Annotated in this window: 12 protein-coding genes; 4 read left to right on the top strand and 8 right to left on the bottom strand. The window is 37.0% G+C overall.

The annotated features are described in order from the left end of the window. Window positions 1-8 precede the first annotated feature (8 nt). Entirely contained in the window at window positions 9-1451 is a 1443-nt protein-coding gene (locus OO7_RS11315; RefSeq protein WP_008916067.1) for a catalase, read from the bottom strand. A gap of 392 nt (window positions 1452-1843) precedes the next feature. On the opposite strand from OO7_RS11315, the gene OO7_RS11310 reads away from it, so the two are divergent. Further along, complete coding sequence (locus OO7_RS11310) at window positions 1844-2392, top strand: YfaZ family outer membrane protein (RefSeq protein WP_008916066.1); 549 nt, start codon at window positions 1844-1846, stop codon at window positions 2390-2392. A gap of 71 nt (window positions 2393-2463) precedes the next feature. Here OO7_RS11310 and tyrP read toward each other — a convergent pair whose 3' ends face one another. Further along, window positions 2464-3612, bottom strand: a complete 1149-nt coding sequence (gene tyrP, locus OO7_RS11305; protein ID WP_236620698.1) for a tyrosine transporter TyrP — start codon at window positions 3610-3612, stop codon at window positions 2464-2466. A gap of 486 nt (window positions 3613-4098) precedes the next feature. On the opposite strand from tyrP, the gene OO7_RS11300 reads away from it, so the two are divergent. Next, window positions 4099-5439, top strand: a complete 1341-nt coding sequence (locus OO7_RS11300; protein WP_008916064.1) for an anaerobic C4-dicarboxylate transporter — start codon at window positions 4099-4101, stop codon at window positions 5437-5439. Between the two features lie 108 nt (window positions 5440-5547). On the opposite strand, the gene yfaE is transcribed toward OO7_RS11300, so the two are convergent. The 4 genes from yfaE to ubiG all read right to left on the bottom strand — a co-directional run bounded on the left by yfaE (window position 5548) and on the right by ubiG (window position 10307). Then, window positions 5548-5811 (bottom strand): class I ribonucleotide reductase maintenance protein YfaE, encoded by a 264-nt coding sequence (gene yfaE, locus OO7_RS11295; protein WP_008916063.1) that lies wholly within the window; start codon window positions 5809-5811, stop codon window positions 5548-5550. Window positions 5812-5813: 2 nt separating this feature from the next. Continuing rightward, complete coding sequence (gene nrdB, locus OO7_RS11290) at window positions 5814-6950, bottom strand: class Ia ribonucleoside-diphosphate reductase subunit beta (RefSeq protein ID WP_043892703.1); 1137 nt, start codon at window positions 6948-6950, stop codon at window positions 5814-5816. Between the two features lie 8 nt (window positions 6951-6958). Next, the gene (gene nrdA, locus OO7_RS11285) at window positions 6959-9250 is read right to left on the bottom strand and encodes a class 1a ribonucleoside-diphosphate reductase subunit alpha (RefSeq protein ID WP_008916061.1); all 2292 of its coding nucleotides are present in this window, start codon (window positions 9248-9250) and stop codon (window positions 6959-6961) included. Window positions 9251-9584: 334 nt separating this feature from the next. After that, the gene (gene ubiG / locus OO7_RS11280) at window positions 9585-10307 is read right to left on the bottom strand and encodes a bifunctional 2-polyprenyl-6-hydroxyphenol methylase/3-demethylubiquinol 3-O-methyltransferase UbiG (protein ID WP_008916060.1); all 723 of its coding nucleotides are present in this window, start codon (window positions 10305-10307) and stop codon (window positions 9585-9587) included. 244 nt (window positions 10308-10551) lie between these two features. On the opposite strand from ubiG, the gene gyrA reads away from it, so the two are divergent. Then, window positions 10552-13158: a DNA topoisomerase (ATP-hydrolyzing) subunit A gene (gene gyrA / locus OO7_RS11275; protein ID WP_008916059.1), complete on the top strand. Its 2607-nt coding sequence runs from the start codon at window positions 10552-10554 to the stop codon at window positions 13156-13158. Between the two features lie 193 nt (window positions 13159-13351). Continuing rightward, complete coding sequence (rcsC, locus tag OO7_RS11270) at window positions 13352-16132, top strand: two-component system sensor histidine kinase RcsC (protein WP_236620697.1); 2781 nt, start codon at window positions 13352-13354, stop codon at window positions 16130-16132. 84 nt (window positions 16133-16216) lie between these two features. Here the strand turns inward: rcsC and rcsB are convergent, their stop codons facing one another. Both rcsB and rcsD read right to left on the bottom strand, forming a co-directional pair. After that, window positions 16217-16879: a response regulator transcription factor RcsB gene (gene rcsB / locus OO7_RS11265; RefSeq protein WP_008916057.1), complete on the bottom strand. Its 663-nt coding sequence runs from the start codon at window positions 16877-16879 to the stop codon at window positions 16217-16219. A 1-nt stretch (window position 16880) separates the two neighbouring features. Next, window positions 16881-19589 carry a phosphotransferase RcsD gene (rcsD, locus tag OO7_RS11260; RefSeq protein ID WP_008916056.1) on the bottom strand — a complete coding sequence of 903 codons (2709 nt, stop codon included), beginning with the start codon at window positions 19587-19589 and terminating at the stop codon, window positions 16881-16883. Between the last annotated feature and the right edge of the window lie 113 nt (window positions 19590-19702).

Below are 19702 nucleotides of genomic sequence, written 5' to 3'. Positions count from 1 at the left end.
ACTAAAGATTATTTCTTAAGTGCATTGATCGCATTTTCGACGCCCGCACCATATTCTGGATGAACTTTTTTGAACAGTTCAATTTGGCGTTTTTGAGTTTCTTCGGAAGCTTGGATTAACTCACCTGCAAGTCGTGCAAACATGCGTTGGTGTTCTGCATCATCCAGCAACTCATAAAGCGCGCGAGGTTGGCTGAAATAGTCTTCATCTTCACGGTGATTCCAGTGAGCTGCTGCACCTTCAATACTTAATGGTGGTTCACTGAAATTAGGCTGTTCTTGGAATAAGCCAGCACTATTTGGCTCATAGGTGACGCCATTTCCGCTATTGCCATCAACGCGCATTGCGCCATCACGATGATAATTGTGGAATGGGCAACGTGGTGTATTTACAGGGATTTGATGGTGGTTGACACCAAGACGGTAACGGTGCGCATCGCCATAAGAGAACAAACGGCCTTGTAACATTTTATCTGGTGAGAAACCAATACCTGGTACCACATTAGCAGGGCTAAATGCAGCTTGCTCGACGTCAGAGAAATAGTTATTTGGATTGCGGTTTAACTCAAAATAACCAACATCAATTAATGGATAATCTTTATGAGGCCAAACTTTAGTGAGGTCAAACGGGTTATAAGGAACTGTTGAAGCATCTTTTTCTGGCATCACTTGGATTTGCAGATTCCAACGCGGGAAGTCACCTTTATTGATTGAATCAAACAAATCTCTTTGAGAACTTTCACGATCTTTACCGATAACCGCTTCAGCTTCATCATCCATCATATTTTCAATGCCTTGTTGGCAACGAAAATGGAGTTTCACCCAAAAACGTTCATTTTTATCGTTGATAAAGCTGTAAGTATGGCTACTGAACCCATGCATAAAACGGTAACTACGTGGCAAACCGCGGTCACTAACATCAATGGTTAACTGGTGGAGAGATTCTGGCAAATGAGAGAAGAAATCCCATTTGTAAGCCATTGAACGCATATTGCTATAAGGGCAACGTTTAACAACGTGGTTAAGATCAGGGAATTTTAGTGGGTCACGCAGATAGAAAACGGGCGTGTTGTTACCAACCATGTCCCAGTTACCTTCTTCGGTATAAAATTTCAGTGCAAAACCACGAATATCACGTTCTGCATCTGCTGCGCCACGCTCACCAGCAACTGTTGAGAAACGTGCAAACATATCCGTTTTTTTACCCACAGATTCAAATATTTTTGCCCGTGTATATTGGGTGATATCATGAGTGACTGTAAATGTTCCGAAAGCACCTGAACCTTTAGCATGCATGCGACGCTCAGGGATAACTTCACGATCAAAATGGGCTAATTTTTCTAAAAACCAAACATCTTGTAATAACATAGGGCCGCGAGGGCCAGCCGTCATGACGTTATTGTTATCAACAACAGGCGCACCTGACGCAGTCGTAAGACCTTTTTTACTCATTACAATACTCCCAGTAGGTTATCTTCTTGTTGTATTGCGGGTCTAAGTGCATGCGCTATCTTGTGGAAATCATATTCCACTGATATAGCGACTGACACACTTAAACTCGGAACTTTTAGATAGATATTAAAACCAAAAAATCGGTTTAAGACGTGTTTTATAATGCAAAAATTAGTTATTTTGCTTTATTATAATTTAATTATAATAGATTAGTTGGAACATAACTAATACATATAACCAATTGCTGTGATAACTAAAGAAATTTAATTATTTTGTGTGATTTTATCTTTTTAAGCTGTTTATGAAGTGAAAAAAATAGCAATATCTGCTGAGATAGGGCACTATTGTCATAGTATATAGTGTATAAATTTTATTATTGGGAGTAACACAATATGCGTAAAGGACTATTATTAGTCGCAGCAGCTACCTCCTCCTTAATGTTTGTAGGAACAGCACAAGCTATTTCTGCTAATGCAGAAATTGGAGAACATTTCACAGTATTAAATGCTGGCCTCGGAACTAAAGGTTCTGGCGTAGCATTTGATGGTGCATGGGCTCGCAGTGATCACAACGGACAAATGGGTAGCCTAGGGGCAAGTTTTGGTTTACCTATCGGCCCATTTTCAGCCTATGTAGGCGGTAAAGCACTTTATTTGTCACCAAAAGATAATAAAGATGGAATGGCTCTTGCTGCTGGAGCGGGTATTGGTTGGGATGTATTACCATCATTGAATATCCATGGTGAAGCATATGGTGCACCTGCTTCATTAACATCAGGAAGTGAGTCTTTTACAGAAGCTAAAGTAGGGGCTCGTTATACCGTATTTAAACCTCTTCATATTGATGCGGGTTATCGTATTATTGATATTAAAGGCAATCATAATAATCCAAATAATAAGATAGCAGATGGTTTTTATGTTGGTGCTGGACTCAGTTTCTAACTTAGAGTCATAAATAAAAACCCCCGTGAAAATTGATTGCACGGGGTTTTTTTTATAATTAATTTAAAGGGTTAACCGACTTGTGGTAGGAATCCTGACACAATTGCAAATTGAATTAAGATAACCGATATACCGCAAAGTAGCACAATATACAGAACAGCTGATCCACCTTTAACGCGATAGCTAGCTTGTTTTTCAACCGTTCTCACGCGAAATACAAGTAAAGCCGGAATAATCAATGCTAGAACGGATAGCGCAACGGCTGCATAGGTTAATGCTTGCACAAAGCTACTATAAAATAGGGCTGCGAACAAAGGTGGAATGAAAGTCAGTAAACCTGTTTGCACACGGCCAATAGCATTATTTGAACGCTTAAATAAATCAGCTAGATAATCAAATAATCCTAGCGCTACACCTAAGAAAGAGGTCGCTAAAGCTAAATCCATAAAAAGGCTTACTGCAATATTGACGCGTGGTGTATCTACGGAATCACGAATAGCGGTTAGTAAACCATTAAGACCAGATTCTTGAGCTAGAATGCCTAAAAATGTTTGTGATGGAATTGAACCTAAAGTGGCGATTTGCCATAAAATATAAGCAACTAAAGGAATTGCGCTACCAGTAATAAAAATGAGGCGAAGTTTTTTGACATCACCGTTCATATAATTGACTAAGCTTGGCACACTCCCGTGGAAACCAAATGAGGTGAAAATAACGGGCACAGCTGAAAGAATTAAGCCTTTTTCGATAGGCATTGTCGCTAAATTCGCTGACTCGACATGTGGCATCATCACACCAATCATGATCAGCATAAAAATAGTTTTGGCTGTGAATAATAGCCGATTAATAAAATCGACTGAATGTGTACCAACACAAACAACAGCACCACCAACAATAGTAAATAGAATAATGGCGGTTTTCGTTGAAATCGTGATATTCCACCAAGATGATAAACTGTCAGAGATAAGTACGCCTGCTCCACCAATATAAGCTGTCGTTAATGCATACATCAGCAATAACATGCTTAATCCAGTCACAACTTGTCCTACAGGGCCTAAATACTTTTTAGCAATACTGCCTAACCCCATATCAGCTGGATTATATTGATAAACTTCGACTAAAAGTAATGAGGTATAACTCATTAACATCCATAAGCCGATAAGTAAGCAAACAATACCCGTAAAACCGACACCCGCAGCAGCAAGCGGCATCGCGAGCATTCCTGCGCCTATGGTTGTTCCTGCAACAATTAAAACGCTACCAAGCGTGCGATTTTTCACAAATTCCTCTGATAAAAAGTGATGAATTAATAGGTTGAGCAGATTATGCTATCCCTGTTTTTCTGTCAAATCTTAATTACATTTGATGTAAATATATATTTACTTCATTATTTGTTTTTAGAAAATAATGAACAAAATATCAGCTAAATAATATTTATAGGTTATTAATGATAATGATGAAATTTAATTCTGAAAGGTAAAAAAGGATAGTGAAATATGTTAATGATATAGATATCAATAACTTGATTTTAATAAGAATTTTATTTAATTCACCAGTCTCTCAGTTTATTTAAATCTAATTTGTGATATACAGCCAAATTTAATTTAAAAAATAAAATTAAATTTCTTCAACAATTAATATAAATCAAAAAGTGTTTAATCTTTCATCCAGATAATAGATGGAAACATTTATTAAAGGATAGACACATGGACTTTTTGATACAGCTTGCCATTATTTTGGTTTGCCTATTCTACGGTGCTAAAAAAGGTGGAATGGCATTGGGGTTATTAGGTGGTGTTGGCCTAGTAATTCTTGTCTTTGGCTTTGGATTACCTCCGGGAAAACCCCCTGTTGATGTTATGCTTGTCATTATTGCTGTTGTTGCCGCATCAGCAACATTACAAGCATCAGGTGGTTTAGATGTTATGCTGCAAATTGCAGAACGCTTACTACGTAAAAACCCTAAATACATTTCTATTGTAGCGCCTTTTGTTACCTGTATTTTAACCATGCTGTGCGGTACAGGCCACGTTGTTTATACTATCTTGCCAATCATCTATGATGCGGCAATTAAAAATAACATTCGTCCAGAAAGACCTATGGCAGCGAGTAGTATCGGTGCACAGATGGGGATTATTGCCAGTCCCGTTTCGGTCGCAGTGGTATCGTTAGTCGCTATGCTAAATGGTGTTACTGTAAATGGTAAATCATTAGAATTCCTTGATTTACTGGCTATTACGATTCCTTCAACACTCATCGGGATACTGGCTATTGGTATTTTTAGCTGGTTTAGAGGGAAAGATCTCGATAAAGATAAAGATTTCCAAGCGTTTATTTCTGTACCTGAAAACTATGAATATGTTTACGGTGATGAAGCAACTTTATTAGATAAAAAATTACCAACAATTAATTGGGTCGCTATGTGGATCTTCTTAGCTTCAATTGTTGTTGTTGCTTTGCTTGGTGCCTTCTCCGAATTTAGGCCGCTCGTCAATGGCAAACCGTTGTCGATGGTATTAGTTATCCAAATGTTTATGCTGCTGGCGGGTGCACTCATTATCATCATCTGTAAAACAAACCCCGCACAGATTTCCAAAAATGAAGTTTTCCGGTCAGGGATGATAGCCATTGTCGCGGTATATGGTATCGCATGGATGGCAGAAACCATGTTTGGCGCTCATATGGAGGAAATCAAAAATACACTGGGCTCATTAGTTAAAGATTTCCCATGGGCTTATGCGGTTATTTTGTTGCTGGTCTCTAAATTTGTTAACTCGCAAGCGGCTGCATTGGCGGCTGTGGTGCCAATTGCATTAGGAATTGGTGTAGATCCTGCTTATATTATTGCATCAGCACCAGCATGTTATGGTTACTATATTTTACCGACTTACCCAAGTGACCTTGCTGCTATTCAGTTTGACCGATCAGGAACCACAAAAATAGGTAAATTTGTTATCAACCACAGTTTTATCTTACCAGGACTTATTGGTGTAACAGTTTCATGTATCTTTGGTTGGGTTTTCGCCGGTCTATACGGTTATCTATAAATTGAATTATTAAGTCATTAATAATAAAAAGCGATTGCATGGTAAAATTATGCAATCGCTTGTTTTTTCTATCTTCACTATCAACCGTGTTTTAGTTTTTGTAATGCGTTAACTAATCTCAATATCCGAAAGGGGATGACAGCAACACGGTAAGATTTCGCCATCTTGAATAAAAGCAAGAGGTTTACTTTTATAACCTACCTTACCTTTAAGTAATTTGACGCGACAAGAGCCGCAAAAGCCTTCACGGCATTGATATTCAACTGGAATACGACTGTCCTCGAGTGCTTCAAGTAAACAGGTATGTAATTCAGAATGGTAGGGGACATGAACACCCTGCGTAAATCGCAGGGTGACTTTATGGCTTGCCATGATTAGAGTTCGAAATCACTTAGGTCATCAGTGTTGACTTCAGAGTCAATCTGGCCGACTAAATAAGAGCTAACTTCAACTTCTTGAGGCGCAACTTGTACGTTATCAGAAACCAACCATGAATTGATCCACGGAATTGGATTCGAGCGCGTTTCAAATGGAAGTTTTAAGCCAACAGCTTGCATACGGATATTAGTAATATATTCAACATATTGGCACAGAATATCTTTATTCAAACCAATCATTGAACCTTCACTAAACAGATAATCTGCCCACTCTTTTTCTTGTTCTGCTGCATCAACAAATAGGTGGTAACACTCATCTTCACATTCAGCTGCGATTTCCGCCATTTCTGGATCATCTTGGCCTGAACGTAATAGATTCAGCATATGCTGTGTGCCAGTTAAGTGTAGAGCTTCATCACGAGCAATCAGCTTAATGATTTTTGCATTACCTTCCATCAATTCGCGCTCAGCAAACGCAAATGAGCAAGCAAAGCTGACATAAAAACGAATTGCTTCTAATGCATTAACACTCATTAAGCAGAGATAAAGTTGCTTTTTCAGTGCGCGCAATGACACAGTGATTTTTTTACCATTACAAGAGTGAGTTCCCTCACCAAACATATGGTAATAATTAGTCATTTCGATCAGCTTGTCATAATAAGCTGAAATATCGCGTGCCCGTTTGAGAATTTCTTCATTTTCAACAATATCATCAAAGATAATTGCCGGATCATTCACAATGTTACGAATAATATGCGTATAAGAGCGCGAATGAATTGTTTCTGAAAATGACCACGTTTCTACCCAAGTTTCTAGCTCAGGTATTGAAATCAATGGCAGCAAAGCAACGTTAGGGCTACGACCTTGGATAGAGTCAAGTAGCGTTTGATATTTCAAATTGCTGATAAAAATATGTTTTTCATGCTCAGGCAATGCGTTGTAGTCGATACGATCGCGTGACACATCAACTTCTTCTGGACGCCAGAAAAATGAAAGTTGTTTTTCGATTAACTTCTCGAAAATGGGGTATTTTTGTTGGTCATAACGAGCAACATTCACAGGCTGGCCGAAAAACATCGGCTCCTGTAATTGGTCATTCTTCTTTTGGGAGAAAATAGTGTAATTATGTGACATAACAATTCCTATATTTTACACGCGCCGCCTTCACAATCTGAATCAGCTGACTCAACCACTTCTTCTAAGTCACCTTGAACATCATCCGCACCATCGCGAGTATTGTGATAGTAAAGTGTTTTCACACCAAACTTATAGGCGAGTAATAAATCTTTTAGCAATTGATTCATGGGTACTTTGCCTGAAGGAAAGCGAGTTGGATCATAGTTAGTGTTTGATGAAATCGCTTGGTCAACAAACTTCTGCATGATCCCGACCAATTGCAAATAGCCACTATTTGACGGCATTTGCCATAATAATTCGTAAGCATTTTTCAAGTTTTCATAGTCTGGAACAACTTGACGCAAAATGCCATCTTTTGATGCTTTAATACTAATATAACCACGAGGTGGCTCAATACCGTTAGTTGCATTAGAAATTTGCGAAGATGTTTCAGATGGCATTAATGCTGAGAGTGTAGAGTTACGCAGTCCATATTGTTGAATATCTTTGCGCAGTGCTTCCCAGTCATAATGTAATGGCTCATCAGTCAGTTTATCCAACTCTTTCTTATAGGTATCAATAGGTAATATACCTTGAGAATAGGTTGTTTGATTGAACCAATCACAAGCGCCTTGCTCTTTTGCTAGTTCATTAGATGCTTTCAAAAGATAATATTGAATAGCTTCAAATGTTTTATGTGTCAGGTTATTCGCACTACCATCTGAGTAACGGACACCATTTTTTGCAAGATAATAGGCATAGTTGATGACACCAATACCCAGTGTACGGCGGCCCATTGCACCTTTTTGTGCCGCGATAATTGGATAATCTTGGTAATCTAATAAAGCATCTAATGCTCTTACTGCTAAAGAAGCAAGTTCTTCTAGCTCATCAAGATTTTCAATTGCACCTAAGTTAAAGGCAGAAAGTGTACACAGTGCAATTTCACCTTCTTCATCATTAATGTTATTTAATGGCTTAGTCGGCAAAGCAATTTCTAAACACAAGTTGGATTGGCGAACAGGTGCAACTTGCGGATTAAATGGGCTATGGGTATTACAATGGTCAACGTTTTGAATATAAATTCGCCCAGTTGAAGCTCGTTCTTGCATCATTAATGAAAATAGTTCTACCGCTTTAATGCTGGTTTTACGGATATTTTCATCTTGCTCATACATTTCGTATAAGCGTTCAAATTCGTCTTGATCTGCAAAGAACGCATCATATAAGCCAGGAACGTCGGATGGGCTAAATAAAGTAATGTCGCGGTTTTTAATCAAACGTTGGTACATTAATCGATTAATTTGTACACCATAATCGAGGTGGCGAACTCGGTTACCTTCAACACCACGGTTATTTTTGAGTACTAATAAGCTTTCAACTTCTAAATGCCACAGTGGGTAGAATAAGGTTGCAGCACCACCACGAACACCACCTTGTGAGCAAGATTTAACCGCTGTTTGGAAGTGTTTGTAAAAAGGAATACAGCCTGTGTGGAACGCTTCACCACCACGAATAGAGCTTCCTAATGCACGGATACGACCTGCATTTATGCCAATACCAGCGCGCTGAGAAACATATTTAACAATTGCACTAGAGGTGGCGTTAATAGAATCTAAGCTGTCATCACACTCAATTAATACACAAGAGCTAAACTGACGCGTTGGTGTGCGAACACCTGCCATAATTGGCGTTGGCAGTGAAATTTTGAATAAAGATGTCGCATCATAAAAACGGCGAATGTAGTCAAGACGCGTTTCTTTTGGATAATGCGAAAAGAGACAAGCAGCGACTAACATATAGAGAAATTGCGCACTTTCATAAACTTCGCCAGTAACCCGGTTTTGCACCAGATACTTGCCTTCAAGTTGTTTAACCGCCGCATAAGAGAAGTTCATGTCACGCCAATGGTCAATAAAACCATCCATTTGCTCGAATTCTTCTTGAGTGTAGTCTTCGAGCAAATGCTTATCATATTTGCCCATTTCAACAAGGTGTTTAACATGCTTAAACAGGGTAGGTGGTTCAAATTGACCATAGGCTTTTTTGCGCAAGTTAAAAATTGCCAAGCGGGCAGCAAGGTACTGATAATCAGGTGTATCACCTGTAATTAAGTCAGCTGCGGCTTTAACCATTGTTTCATGAATATCAGACGTTTTGATTCCATCATAAAACTGAATCTGTGAACGTAACTCCACTTGTGAAACAGATACGTTATTCAGGCCTTCCGCAGCCCAGGTTATTACCTTGTGGATTTTTTCAAGATCAATGCGTTCTTTATGTCCATCACGTTTTGTGACTAACAGACTCTGGTTCATGAGCAAGTACACCTTGGTTATCTTACAAATAGTACATACTAACGTAAAAAAGCCCATAGATTACTCTATGAGACTCTTGTGGTGCTAGTTGGGACTTTATACTATATGTAGTGGTTTGTTGATTTTACACTAACAAGATAATGTTTGAACACAGTTTTTACAAGTGTACAAGATCTGAGGCTTCTGTGGATAACATTATGGATAAAAAAAGTTATCATGTCGTTAAGCTGCATCATAAAAGGAATTCGGTTAGATTAGGCTAACGACATGGTGATAAAAATTAATTTTGTAAAAATGGGTTGTTTGCTGTTTTCTTAAACGTAACGCTTGCTATTTATTCGCTTACAGTATGTAGCATATAGTTCACGTCAACATTGGGTCCCAAATAGAATTTATCTTTTAAGATATTTAGGTGTAACCCAATAATATGTTTATCTTTTAATTGAGTTTCATCAACCCAACTAATCAATTCTGAGGGGCGAATAAATTTTTTCGCATCATGGGTACCTTTAGGCACCATTTTTAGAATATATTCAGCACCGACGACAGCCATTAGCCATGCTTTTTTATTTCGATTAATGGTAGAAAAAATAACATGACCACCAGGTTTGACTAATTTTGCACAAGCATGAACAACGGATTGCGGATCAGGAACATGTTCTAACATTTCCATACAGGTGACCACATCATAGGTCTGAGGAAATTTATCAGCATGCTGCTCGACTGTTTCTTGTACATAATCAACAGGAATGCCTGATTCAAGGGAATGCAGGCGAGCGACCATTAGCGGATCTGCGCCCATATCAAGTCCCGTGACTTCTGCACCTTCTCGGGCCATGCTTTCGGACAAAATACCACCACCACATCCGACATCTAAAACTTTTTTCCCGAATAAACCATCAACACGTTGCATGATATAACCCAAGCGTAAGGGATTGATACGATGAAGAGGTGCAAATTCACCTTCTAAATCCCACCAGCGAGAGGCAATGGCTTCGAATTTTTCGATTTCCTGCTTATCGACATTTTGATAAGTGGGGGCAGAAGTATCGTTCATGGATGTAGCTCCTGTTTCTAAACAAATGCCCGAAATTGTTATTTATCATCATTTGTGCACATAAAGTATGCAATTTGCAATTTTTGGATAATAAACTCAAAGCTTACGGACACATAAAGACATTTTTCGGCTATTATACATCGCTTGAAAGACAAATACCCACTTCTCATTTTTTTTATTAAATTGACGAAATGTGGTATAGTTCTAAACCTTTGAATCTGAAGTTATGAGGGACAGTGGTTCCATGAGCGAGATTGCCAGAGAAATCACCCCGGTCAATATCGAAGAAGAACTCAAAAGTTCGTATTTGGATTACGCGATGTCAGTTATTGTCGGGCGCGCGCTTCCAGATGTTCGAGATGGGCTGAAGCCAGTACACCGTAGAGTTTTATTCGCGATGCATGTTCTGGGAAATGATTGGAATAAACCCTATAAAAAATCTGCCCGTATAGTCGGGGACGTTATCGGTAAATATCACCCACATGGTGACAGTGCTGTTTATGAGACAATTGTTCGTCTAGCACAGCCTTTTTCCATGCGCTATATGCTGATAGATGGTCAGGGAAACTTTGGTTCCGTTGACGGAGACTCTGCAGCTGCGATGCGTTATACGGAAATCCGTATGGCGAAAATTTCGAATGAAATATTAGCGGATCTTGAAAAAGATACGGTTGATTATGTCCCGAACTATGATGGTACTGAACTAATTCCTGAGGTCATGCCGACGAGAATTCCAAACCTTTTGGTGAATGGATCTTCAGGTATTGCTGTCGGAATGGCAACCAATATACCTCCTCACAATATAGGAGAAATAATCAATGGTTGCCTAGCTTATATTGATGATGAAGATATCAGTGTTGAAGGCTTGATGGAGCACATTCCGGGACCTGATTTCCCGACAGCTGCTATCATTAATGGCCGCCGTGGGATTATTGATGCATACCGCACGGGACGCGGAAAAATTTATATTCGTGCTCGCGCTGAGGTTGAAGTTGACGAGAAAAATGGTCGCGAAACCATTATTGTGCATGAAATTCCTTATCAAGTTAACAAAGCACGTTTAATTGAAAAAATTGCTGAGTTAGTCAAAGAAAAACGTGTTGAAGGTATCAGTGCACTGCGTGATGAGTCAGATAAAGATGGTATGCGCATTGTTATTGAAATTAAACGTGATGCGGTTGGTGAAGTTGTCCTAAATAATCTTTATTCATTAACACAGCTTCAAGTTTCTTTTGGGATTAATATGGTGGCGTTGCAAAATGGCCAGCCTAAAATTTTAAACTTAAAAGATATTATTTCAGCGTTTGTACGACACCGCCGTGAAGTTGTGACTCGCCGTACTATTTTTGAATTACGTAAAGCCCGTGATCGCGCTCATATCCTTGAAGCTTTAGCGGTTGCCTTAGCAAACATTGATCCAATTATTGAATTGATCCGTCAAGCGCCTACTCCTGCAGAAGCAAAAGCTGGTTTAATTTCACGCCCATGGGATTTAGGCAATGTTGCGGCGATGCTTGAGCGTGCCGGTGATGATGCCGCGCGCCCAGAATGGTTAGAAGAATCATTTGGTGTTCATGATGGAAAATATTTCCTAACAGAGCAGCAAGCACAAGCTATTTTGGATTTACGCCTACAAAAATTAACGGGTCTTGAACACGAAAAACTGCTGGATGAATATCGTGAACTTCTTAAACAAATAGAAGAATTACTGTTTATTCTGCGTAGCCCTGAGCGTTTAATGGAAGTTATTCGTGAAGAGCTAGTGGTTATCCGTGATGTTTATGGTGATGCACGTCGTACGGAAATTACTGAAAATACAGCTGATATTAATATTGAAGATTTAATTAGCCAAGAAGATGTGGTTGTTACCTTATCTCACCAAGGTTATGTAAAATATCAGCCATTAACTGATTACGAAGCACAGCGTCGTGGCGGTAAAGGTAAATCGGCTGCACGTATAAAAGAAGAAGACTTTATTGAGCGATTATTAGTCGCGAACACACATGATACAATTTTGTGTTTCTCAAGCCGTGGTCGTCTCTACTGGATGAAGGTTTATCAATTACCGGAAGCAAGTCGCGGTGCGCGTGGTCGTCCAATTGTCAATTTGTTACCACTAGAGCAAGATGAACGTATCACTGCTATTTTACCTGTTCGCGATTATGAAGAAGGTTACTTTGTCTTCATGGCGACAGCCAGCGGTACAGTGAAGAAAACACCTTTACAAGATTTCAGCCGTCCAAGAAGTGCGGGTATTATTGCCGTTAACTTAAATGAAGGCGATGAATTGATCGGTGTTGACTTAACAGATGGTACGAATGAAGTCATGTTGTTCTCTGCACAAGGCAAAGTTGTACGTTTCCAAGAAGATGCTGTTCGTGCAATGGGTCGTACTGCGACGGGTGTTCGTGGTATTCGCCTGATGGAAGATGATAAAGTTGTATCATTAATTATTCCTCGTGGTGAAGGGAACATCTTAACCGTAACTGAAAATGGTTATGGTAAGCGTACTGCTGAACAAGAATATCCGACGAAATCTCGCGCAACTCAGGGTGTTATTTCGATTAAGGTCAGTGAACGTAATGGCCATGTTGTTGGTGCTATTCAAGTAGACGAAACTGACCAAATCATGATGATCACGGATGCGGGTACATTAGTGCGTACACGCGTTTCTGAAGTGAGTGTTGTTGGGCGGAATACTCAAGGCGTGACTTTAATTAGAACTGCTGAAGATGAAAAAGTTGTTGGTCTACAACGTGTTGCTGAAACAGAAGATGATGAAAATTCTGATGATGAAAACAATGATGTAGATAATATACCAACGGATTCTGATATCGATACTGAAGAATAAACCCACTTTTTATTCTTTTTATAAACGGGCGTTTTCGCCCGTTTTGTTTTACAGATTGCTCACTGAGAATTAATCGCTTTTCATCTATAGTATCTAGTATACTCATATCAGTTATATAGAATGTATAGGATAAAGTTTGAGATACTTACCGTCATTTAGAACATCATTAAGATTATCTCGTTATTTATTCCGTATCCTCGGCTTGATGCTATGGGGAATGGGTGCCTTTATCACATTATTTATTCTTTATGCACAATTTAATGAAAGCAAATCGGATATTCGCCAACATTTTTATTCGGGCTTTGAAACGATACAAAGTTTTATTGTACAAACGGGAGAAACCTTAAATTCAATTCAATCTATGACGGAACAACATAGAGATAAATTATTAGAACAACCTAATTATCCGCTATTACCAACAGATGTATCCTTTTCATTTTATTCATTATTACCAGGTTCAGACTGCGAGCATTTTAAAGAGAAAACAAAATATTATCGTAATGCATTCGAGCAATTAATTTATTTTTGGAAAGACAGTATTGCAGCACCACAAGGTTTAAATCATGTTTTTATCATAGGTAGTAAAAGTTATTGCATGATAGATTTTCCTATTCGCACAACTGTTTCAGATATAGAAATACTCAAAAAGACAGCGTATGAAAGTGCACGCTATTACTCCAGTCTGAAATTAAACCAGCATAAGCGTAACTTGTATACCATTGTACATAGTGCTCAACCTGATTCTGGGCAAATTTATCTTCTGCAACCGACTTACCATGGCAATATCATTGCAGGTTATATTGGGTTAGAACGATCTATTAAATTAAGTCAATTCAATCCGCACCATATTGAAGATATTGAAATATTTATCACGACGCCGAGTAATCATCCTGTTTTATATTATCCAGCGAATGCTGATATAAGAAGTTCTAATTTACTTTCTATTTCAGATCACAGTTTTTTTGGTTTTAGTTCTGATTATTCAAAATTAATTTTCAAAAAACGTTTAGCACCATCATCAATGACATTGTTTTATACCGCACCTATCAGTGAAATACTTGCCGGGCTGAAAGCGCCGTTATTTTATGGTGCAATGATTAATATATTTACTGGGTGCCTGATTTTTTTTCTCATTTGGTTTTTAGAGAGAAAAATGTTAGTTCCTGCGGCGAATACAGCTATTCGCTTAGAAGAGCATGAGCAATTTAATCATAAGATAGTCGCATCAGCCCCTGTTGGAATTATTATTTTAAGACTGAGTGATGGTGGAAATATTCTCAGCAATGAATTAGCGCATAATTATTTTCGTTTATTGAGTGAAGATGATAAGCAAAGAATATTAACTATCATTCGTCAAAAATCGAGTCAATATATTGATGTTGTCACCAGCAATAGTACACACTTACAAATTAGCTTTGTGAATTCTCGCTATCAAAATGAAGATGTTGCTATTTGTGTTCTCATTGATATTAGTACTCGAGTTCAAATGGAAAAATCATTACAGGACGTTGCTGATGCTGCTGAACAAGCGAATCAGGCGAAATCAATGTTCTTAGCGACAGTCAGCCATGAACTTAGAACGCCACTTTATGGAATTATTGGTAATATTGAGTTATTACAAGGAACTGAGCTATCAGAAAAAGCGAATCGTTTAGTTAACACAATGGATAATTCATCTTCATTACTGTTACAGATTATTAGCGATATACTTGATTTTTCTAAAATTGAATCTGAGCAATTAAAAATTGAAAATAAGCTCTTTAACTGTCGTGATGTATTCTCTTTCGTATTAGAAAACTATTTACCTTTATTTGCGAAAAAACAAATTTCTGTTTATTCGTGCATTGAACCTGATGTGCCGGATTTATTACTTAGTGATTCTGTTAGATTACAGCAAGTAATATCTAATATAGTGAATAACAGTATCAAGTTTACCGATTCAGGTTTTGTACTATTCTATGTTTGGAGCGATGGAAATTATCTAAAAATTGAGATTAGAGATTCAGGTATTGGTATGACAGAGCCTGTTATATTAAAGTTATTTGACCCATTTTTCCAAGTCTATGATCAAAATAATATTGGACATAAAGGTACTGGCTTAGGTTTGGCTATTTGTGAAAAGCTAATTAATTTAATGGATGGAGATATTGAAGTTAGTTCACAGAGTGGATTAGGCAGTTCATTTATTATTCGAATACCGTTATATGATCAAAAATATATTACAAAAAATATACCGGAGTATAGAAGTCACTACAAAATTGCAATTATTTGCCAAAATAGTTTCTTGGCAAATTTTTTAGTTCGATTACTTCGTCACCAACATTTTGATGCTTTTTCTAGTAAAACTGTGGTGAAAAATAAAAAGTATGATTTGCTCATTACTGATAATAATGAAATAAGTGAAATAAATGCACAGAAAGAAATAGTTTTAAATGGTTTATATGTAGGTGACTTAAAAGAAATAGCGCCTAATAAATGGCTATTTAATACTTACCAAAATGAAAAACTACCTATAATTATTGATAAAATAATTTCAAAAATGATGCAAGAACAAGAGCCATCATTGAAAGAGGAAAGTCATCAAGTTGAACAGTCAGCAGACAACAGCGCTTTAGGTTCACACCGAGTTCTTATTGTTGATGATCACCCTATCAATAGATTATTGCTCAGCGAGCAGATCTCGAATATTGGATTTAAAGTTTGCACTGCTATAGATGGTTTAGATGCATTAAAATATATTGAAGAACATGAAATTGATATTGTTTTATCAGATGTCAATATGCCTAATATGGATGGTTACGAGCTGGCGAGAGCTTTACGTAAAACAGGGTATACATTGCCGATTATTGCGTTAACTGCGAATGCAATGGCAGAAGAGAAGCAACGTTGTATTGATGCTGGTATGGATGATTGTTTATCAAAACCAACGAAGATTAATGTATTAAAAGAGACTTTATTAAAATACTGCCATTAATTTTTTCAATATAACATTGAAGTGAACAAAGTGACTTTAGATTAGATAAAACCCGCCACTAAACGGGTTTTATCTGTATTAAAGTTACTGTTTATCTTTATCAGGCGCTGGAGTATTGATACTGACAGAAGATAAATAGTTAAGTAGCGCAATATCATTATCAACGCCAAGCTTTAACATAGCAGACTTTTTTTGGCTACTTATGGTTTTAATACTACGGTTTAATTTTTTAGCAATTTCGGTGACGAGAAAACCTTCAGCAAATAGGCGTAACACTTCACTCTCTTTTGGTGATAAGCGCTTATCGCCATAACCACTTGCATTCACTTTTGCAAGTAAATTAGTGACACTCTCAGGTGTAAACTTCTTACCTTTTTGTAATGCAGCTAATGCTTTTGGTAAATCAGCAGGAGCACCTTGTTTTAGAACAATTCCTTCAATATCTAATTCCAAAATAGCACTTAAAATTGCTGGATTATTGTTCATTGTTAGAACGATAACAGATAAATCTGGGTAATGACGTTTAATATATTTGATTAACGTAATACCATCACCATATTTATCTCCAGGCATAGAGAGGTCAGTCACTAAAACATCTGCATTTAAACGGGTTAGGTTATTAATCAATGATGTTGAGTCTTCAAATTCACCAACGATATTAACCCATTCAATCTGTTCGAGTGACTTTCTAATACCGAAAAGAACAATAGGATGGTCATCGGCAACAATGACATTTAGGTTATTCATATTATAGGTTACCTTCTGGCATTAGTTTTTTTACTGAAATATCCAGTTTCCTAATGCTATCACTTATTTTTATGCTGTTTTCTTCAGCTATGTAAAGCTCCAAATTTTCACATATCTTATGTAGGAACTTAAAATCCAACATAGCAAAAACTCCTTTTAGACGATGTGCTGTGTTTTTCAGTTCGGTCAAATCCTCAACACTTTCGCTATTATACAGTTTATTAATATCCATCGGAACTGTTGTTATGAACAAATCCTTATAATCGCTTTTAGATAGAGTATTTCTATAAGTTAGAAGTATATTTTCTAATGACTTATCGTTCATTGAGAAGTCTTCATCATTTATGACTGTTACAGAGTGAGATGAAAGTGAATTTTCATATTCAAGCTCTGAATTCTCAATCAGTAAAGAAATAGCATCAATCAACTCGTTTGCAAAGTTATAATTAGCCTCAATGTACTGAGGTGTGACTTTGTTTATGTTTATGATATTTCCTGAAACTTTTACAATATTTTTATAATCATTATCATCGTTGTCTGTGATTAATAAATCCCAGTCATTGTGGTGAGAATTTTCATTTAAATCTAAGAGTTTTGCACCATAATGAGTGAGTGTATTTTTAATTATCCGAGAAACATCCAGATTATGGAGAGATAGGCGAATATTAATATCTTCTAATAATGGCGGATAATTATCTACAATAGTCGCCGATTCTATAGGCAGCGTTATTTTATAATGTGAACCAATTGCGATACTGCTATGGATGGTAAATCTCCCGCCCATTTTTTTACATAGCATACGGCATAAATAGAAGGTAACGCCGGATCGTGTAAATGAAGATGGAGTCTGTATTTTACCTGAGAAAGGGTGCTGTATATTTAATAACTCTTCCGAGGTTAAGCCTGCACCACTATCTTTAATATCAATAGATATTTCTTTTTTATCATTCTGGTAATTAAGCGTTATCGCTATTTTTCCAAATGATGTCGTATCTATCGAATATTCTAATATCAGTTGCAATACGGTATGGAGATATTCCGCATTAACTGTAAATAAAGAATCAATATTTACTTGATTGTAGAAATACAGACAGAGCCCTTTACGTCTAAATAACGGAAGATTTTGCTTTAAAAACTGGCTCACTAAATGACCAATAGAAACGTTTTCTGTTTTTAGTGACAGTGTTGACAATTCAATCTTATTTAATAAATGAATATGGTCAAACCAACGATTTATATAGCTTAGCTGTAGAATAATTTCATTTATACGATTTTGTCGCTCTAGCTCTGATAATTGCTCCAGCGTTTCAATCGATTTGCTCATTTCAAGTAAAGGAGGATGAATTTCATTATGCATGTTTTCAAAGATAATTTTTCTAAGCTGAATTATTCTTTGATATTCCTTATTAGCAAGTTCTTGCCGTTTTTGTGCTAATGCTTCCTTATCTTTATCAATAACAATAAATAGATAAGTATCTTCCTTCATACTGACGTTGACTAAAATGACTTCATAAACAATATTTTCAATTGAGACTTGGATCATGTCGTGGTTATGGATAGCCATTTCTTTGATATGAGATAGCTCCATTGAAGGTAATAATGGGTTTATAAGATTGTTACTTAATATCTTTTTATTGCTTGAAAAATCATAAACTAAGATCCCGTAATTAATATTATTGATAAGATCGTTATTTAATGAATCTTTAAATTTTAATTCATTTAACATCTCAATATTAGGGGAAATAATCCGATTACGAATAAATATACTTGTAAAAAATACCAGTAATACAACAAATACCATGCAAATCAGTAACCAGAAATTGTAACCAATAATCCCAATGGCTACGTCTTTTAATGAAGATTTATAAAATAATTGATAATGACTTCCTGGAATAGCTTGTGAGAAAACAACGTGCATATCACGCAGAACAACATTGTTATTATGTTCATTACTGAGTGGTGCAATTGAAAAATTTGTACCTATTAAACCTACAGGTAATATTGACGCCATTGAGACATCAAAAGAAATAACACTCGTTAATTGACCTGGTGAGTTAAACATTAATCGATAAGTATAAAAATAGTCATTTACCTGCGGTATTTTTTGCACATTTGAGATGACTTCTCTTTTATCTAGTAATGTAGATTGGGTAAGCATGTCCGCGCGTTTTTCTTCAGCGGAAAGGATGAGATAGCTTTCTTTATAGCGTAGCTCTGGTTTTAAAATAGAGTGTGTTGTAACGAGAATGAGTGTGTTATCAGAACCATTAAGAAAATACATTGAATTGTATTCATTACGATCAGCCCAAACAACTTCCATATAATCAGACAGCTCAGTCGCCAGTATAATATTTTGTGGTTTGTCACTACCAAATATAATGCTGTCAATTGTTTGATTGGAGCTGCTTAACCAGGAAACGTCATGACGTATTTTTGTTAAAGTTGAGTGCAGCGTATTGATCTCTGACACAGGAGGGTGTGTAACGGATTTTTCATTAGCTAATTTATATAGCGAATTCGCTTGGTAGCGATAATCATCAAATTGATAAGATAACTGTTTTGCCATGGTGGTTAAAATGGCTTGGTGGTTATTTCGCCATAACGAATAGGAGTTATATAGTGAAAGAAAGAGCGTCACCATGAGTAACAGGATGAAGAGGTAAAATAAACGCGCCAGTATCGTTGTTTTTAACAAAGGTTGTTTGTACATATTATGGTGAACTATCCTGTCGGCAAGAATTTATTAATTGATTAAAAATCATGCACCTATCAATGTGAAAGATGAGTATTCTGTACAGATATTAGCACTTTTCTTATGAGATG

Source organism: Providencia sneebia DSM 19967, from assembly GCF_000314895.2.
Taxonomy (GTDB): Bacteria; Pseudomonadota; Gammaproteobacteria; order Enterobacterales; family Enterobacteriaceae; genus Providencia; species Providencia sneebia.
This window is presented reverse-complemented; position numbering and strand designations above follow the sequence as displayed.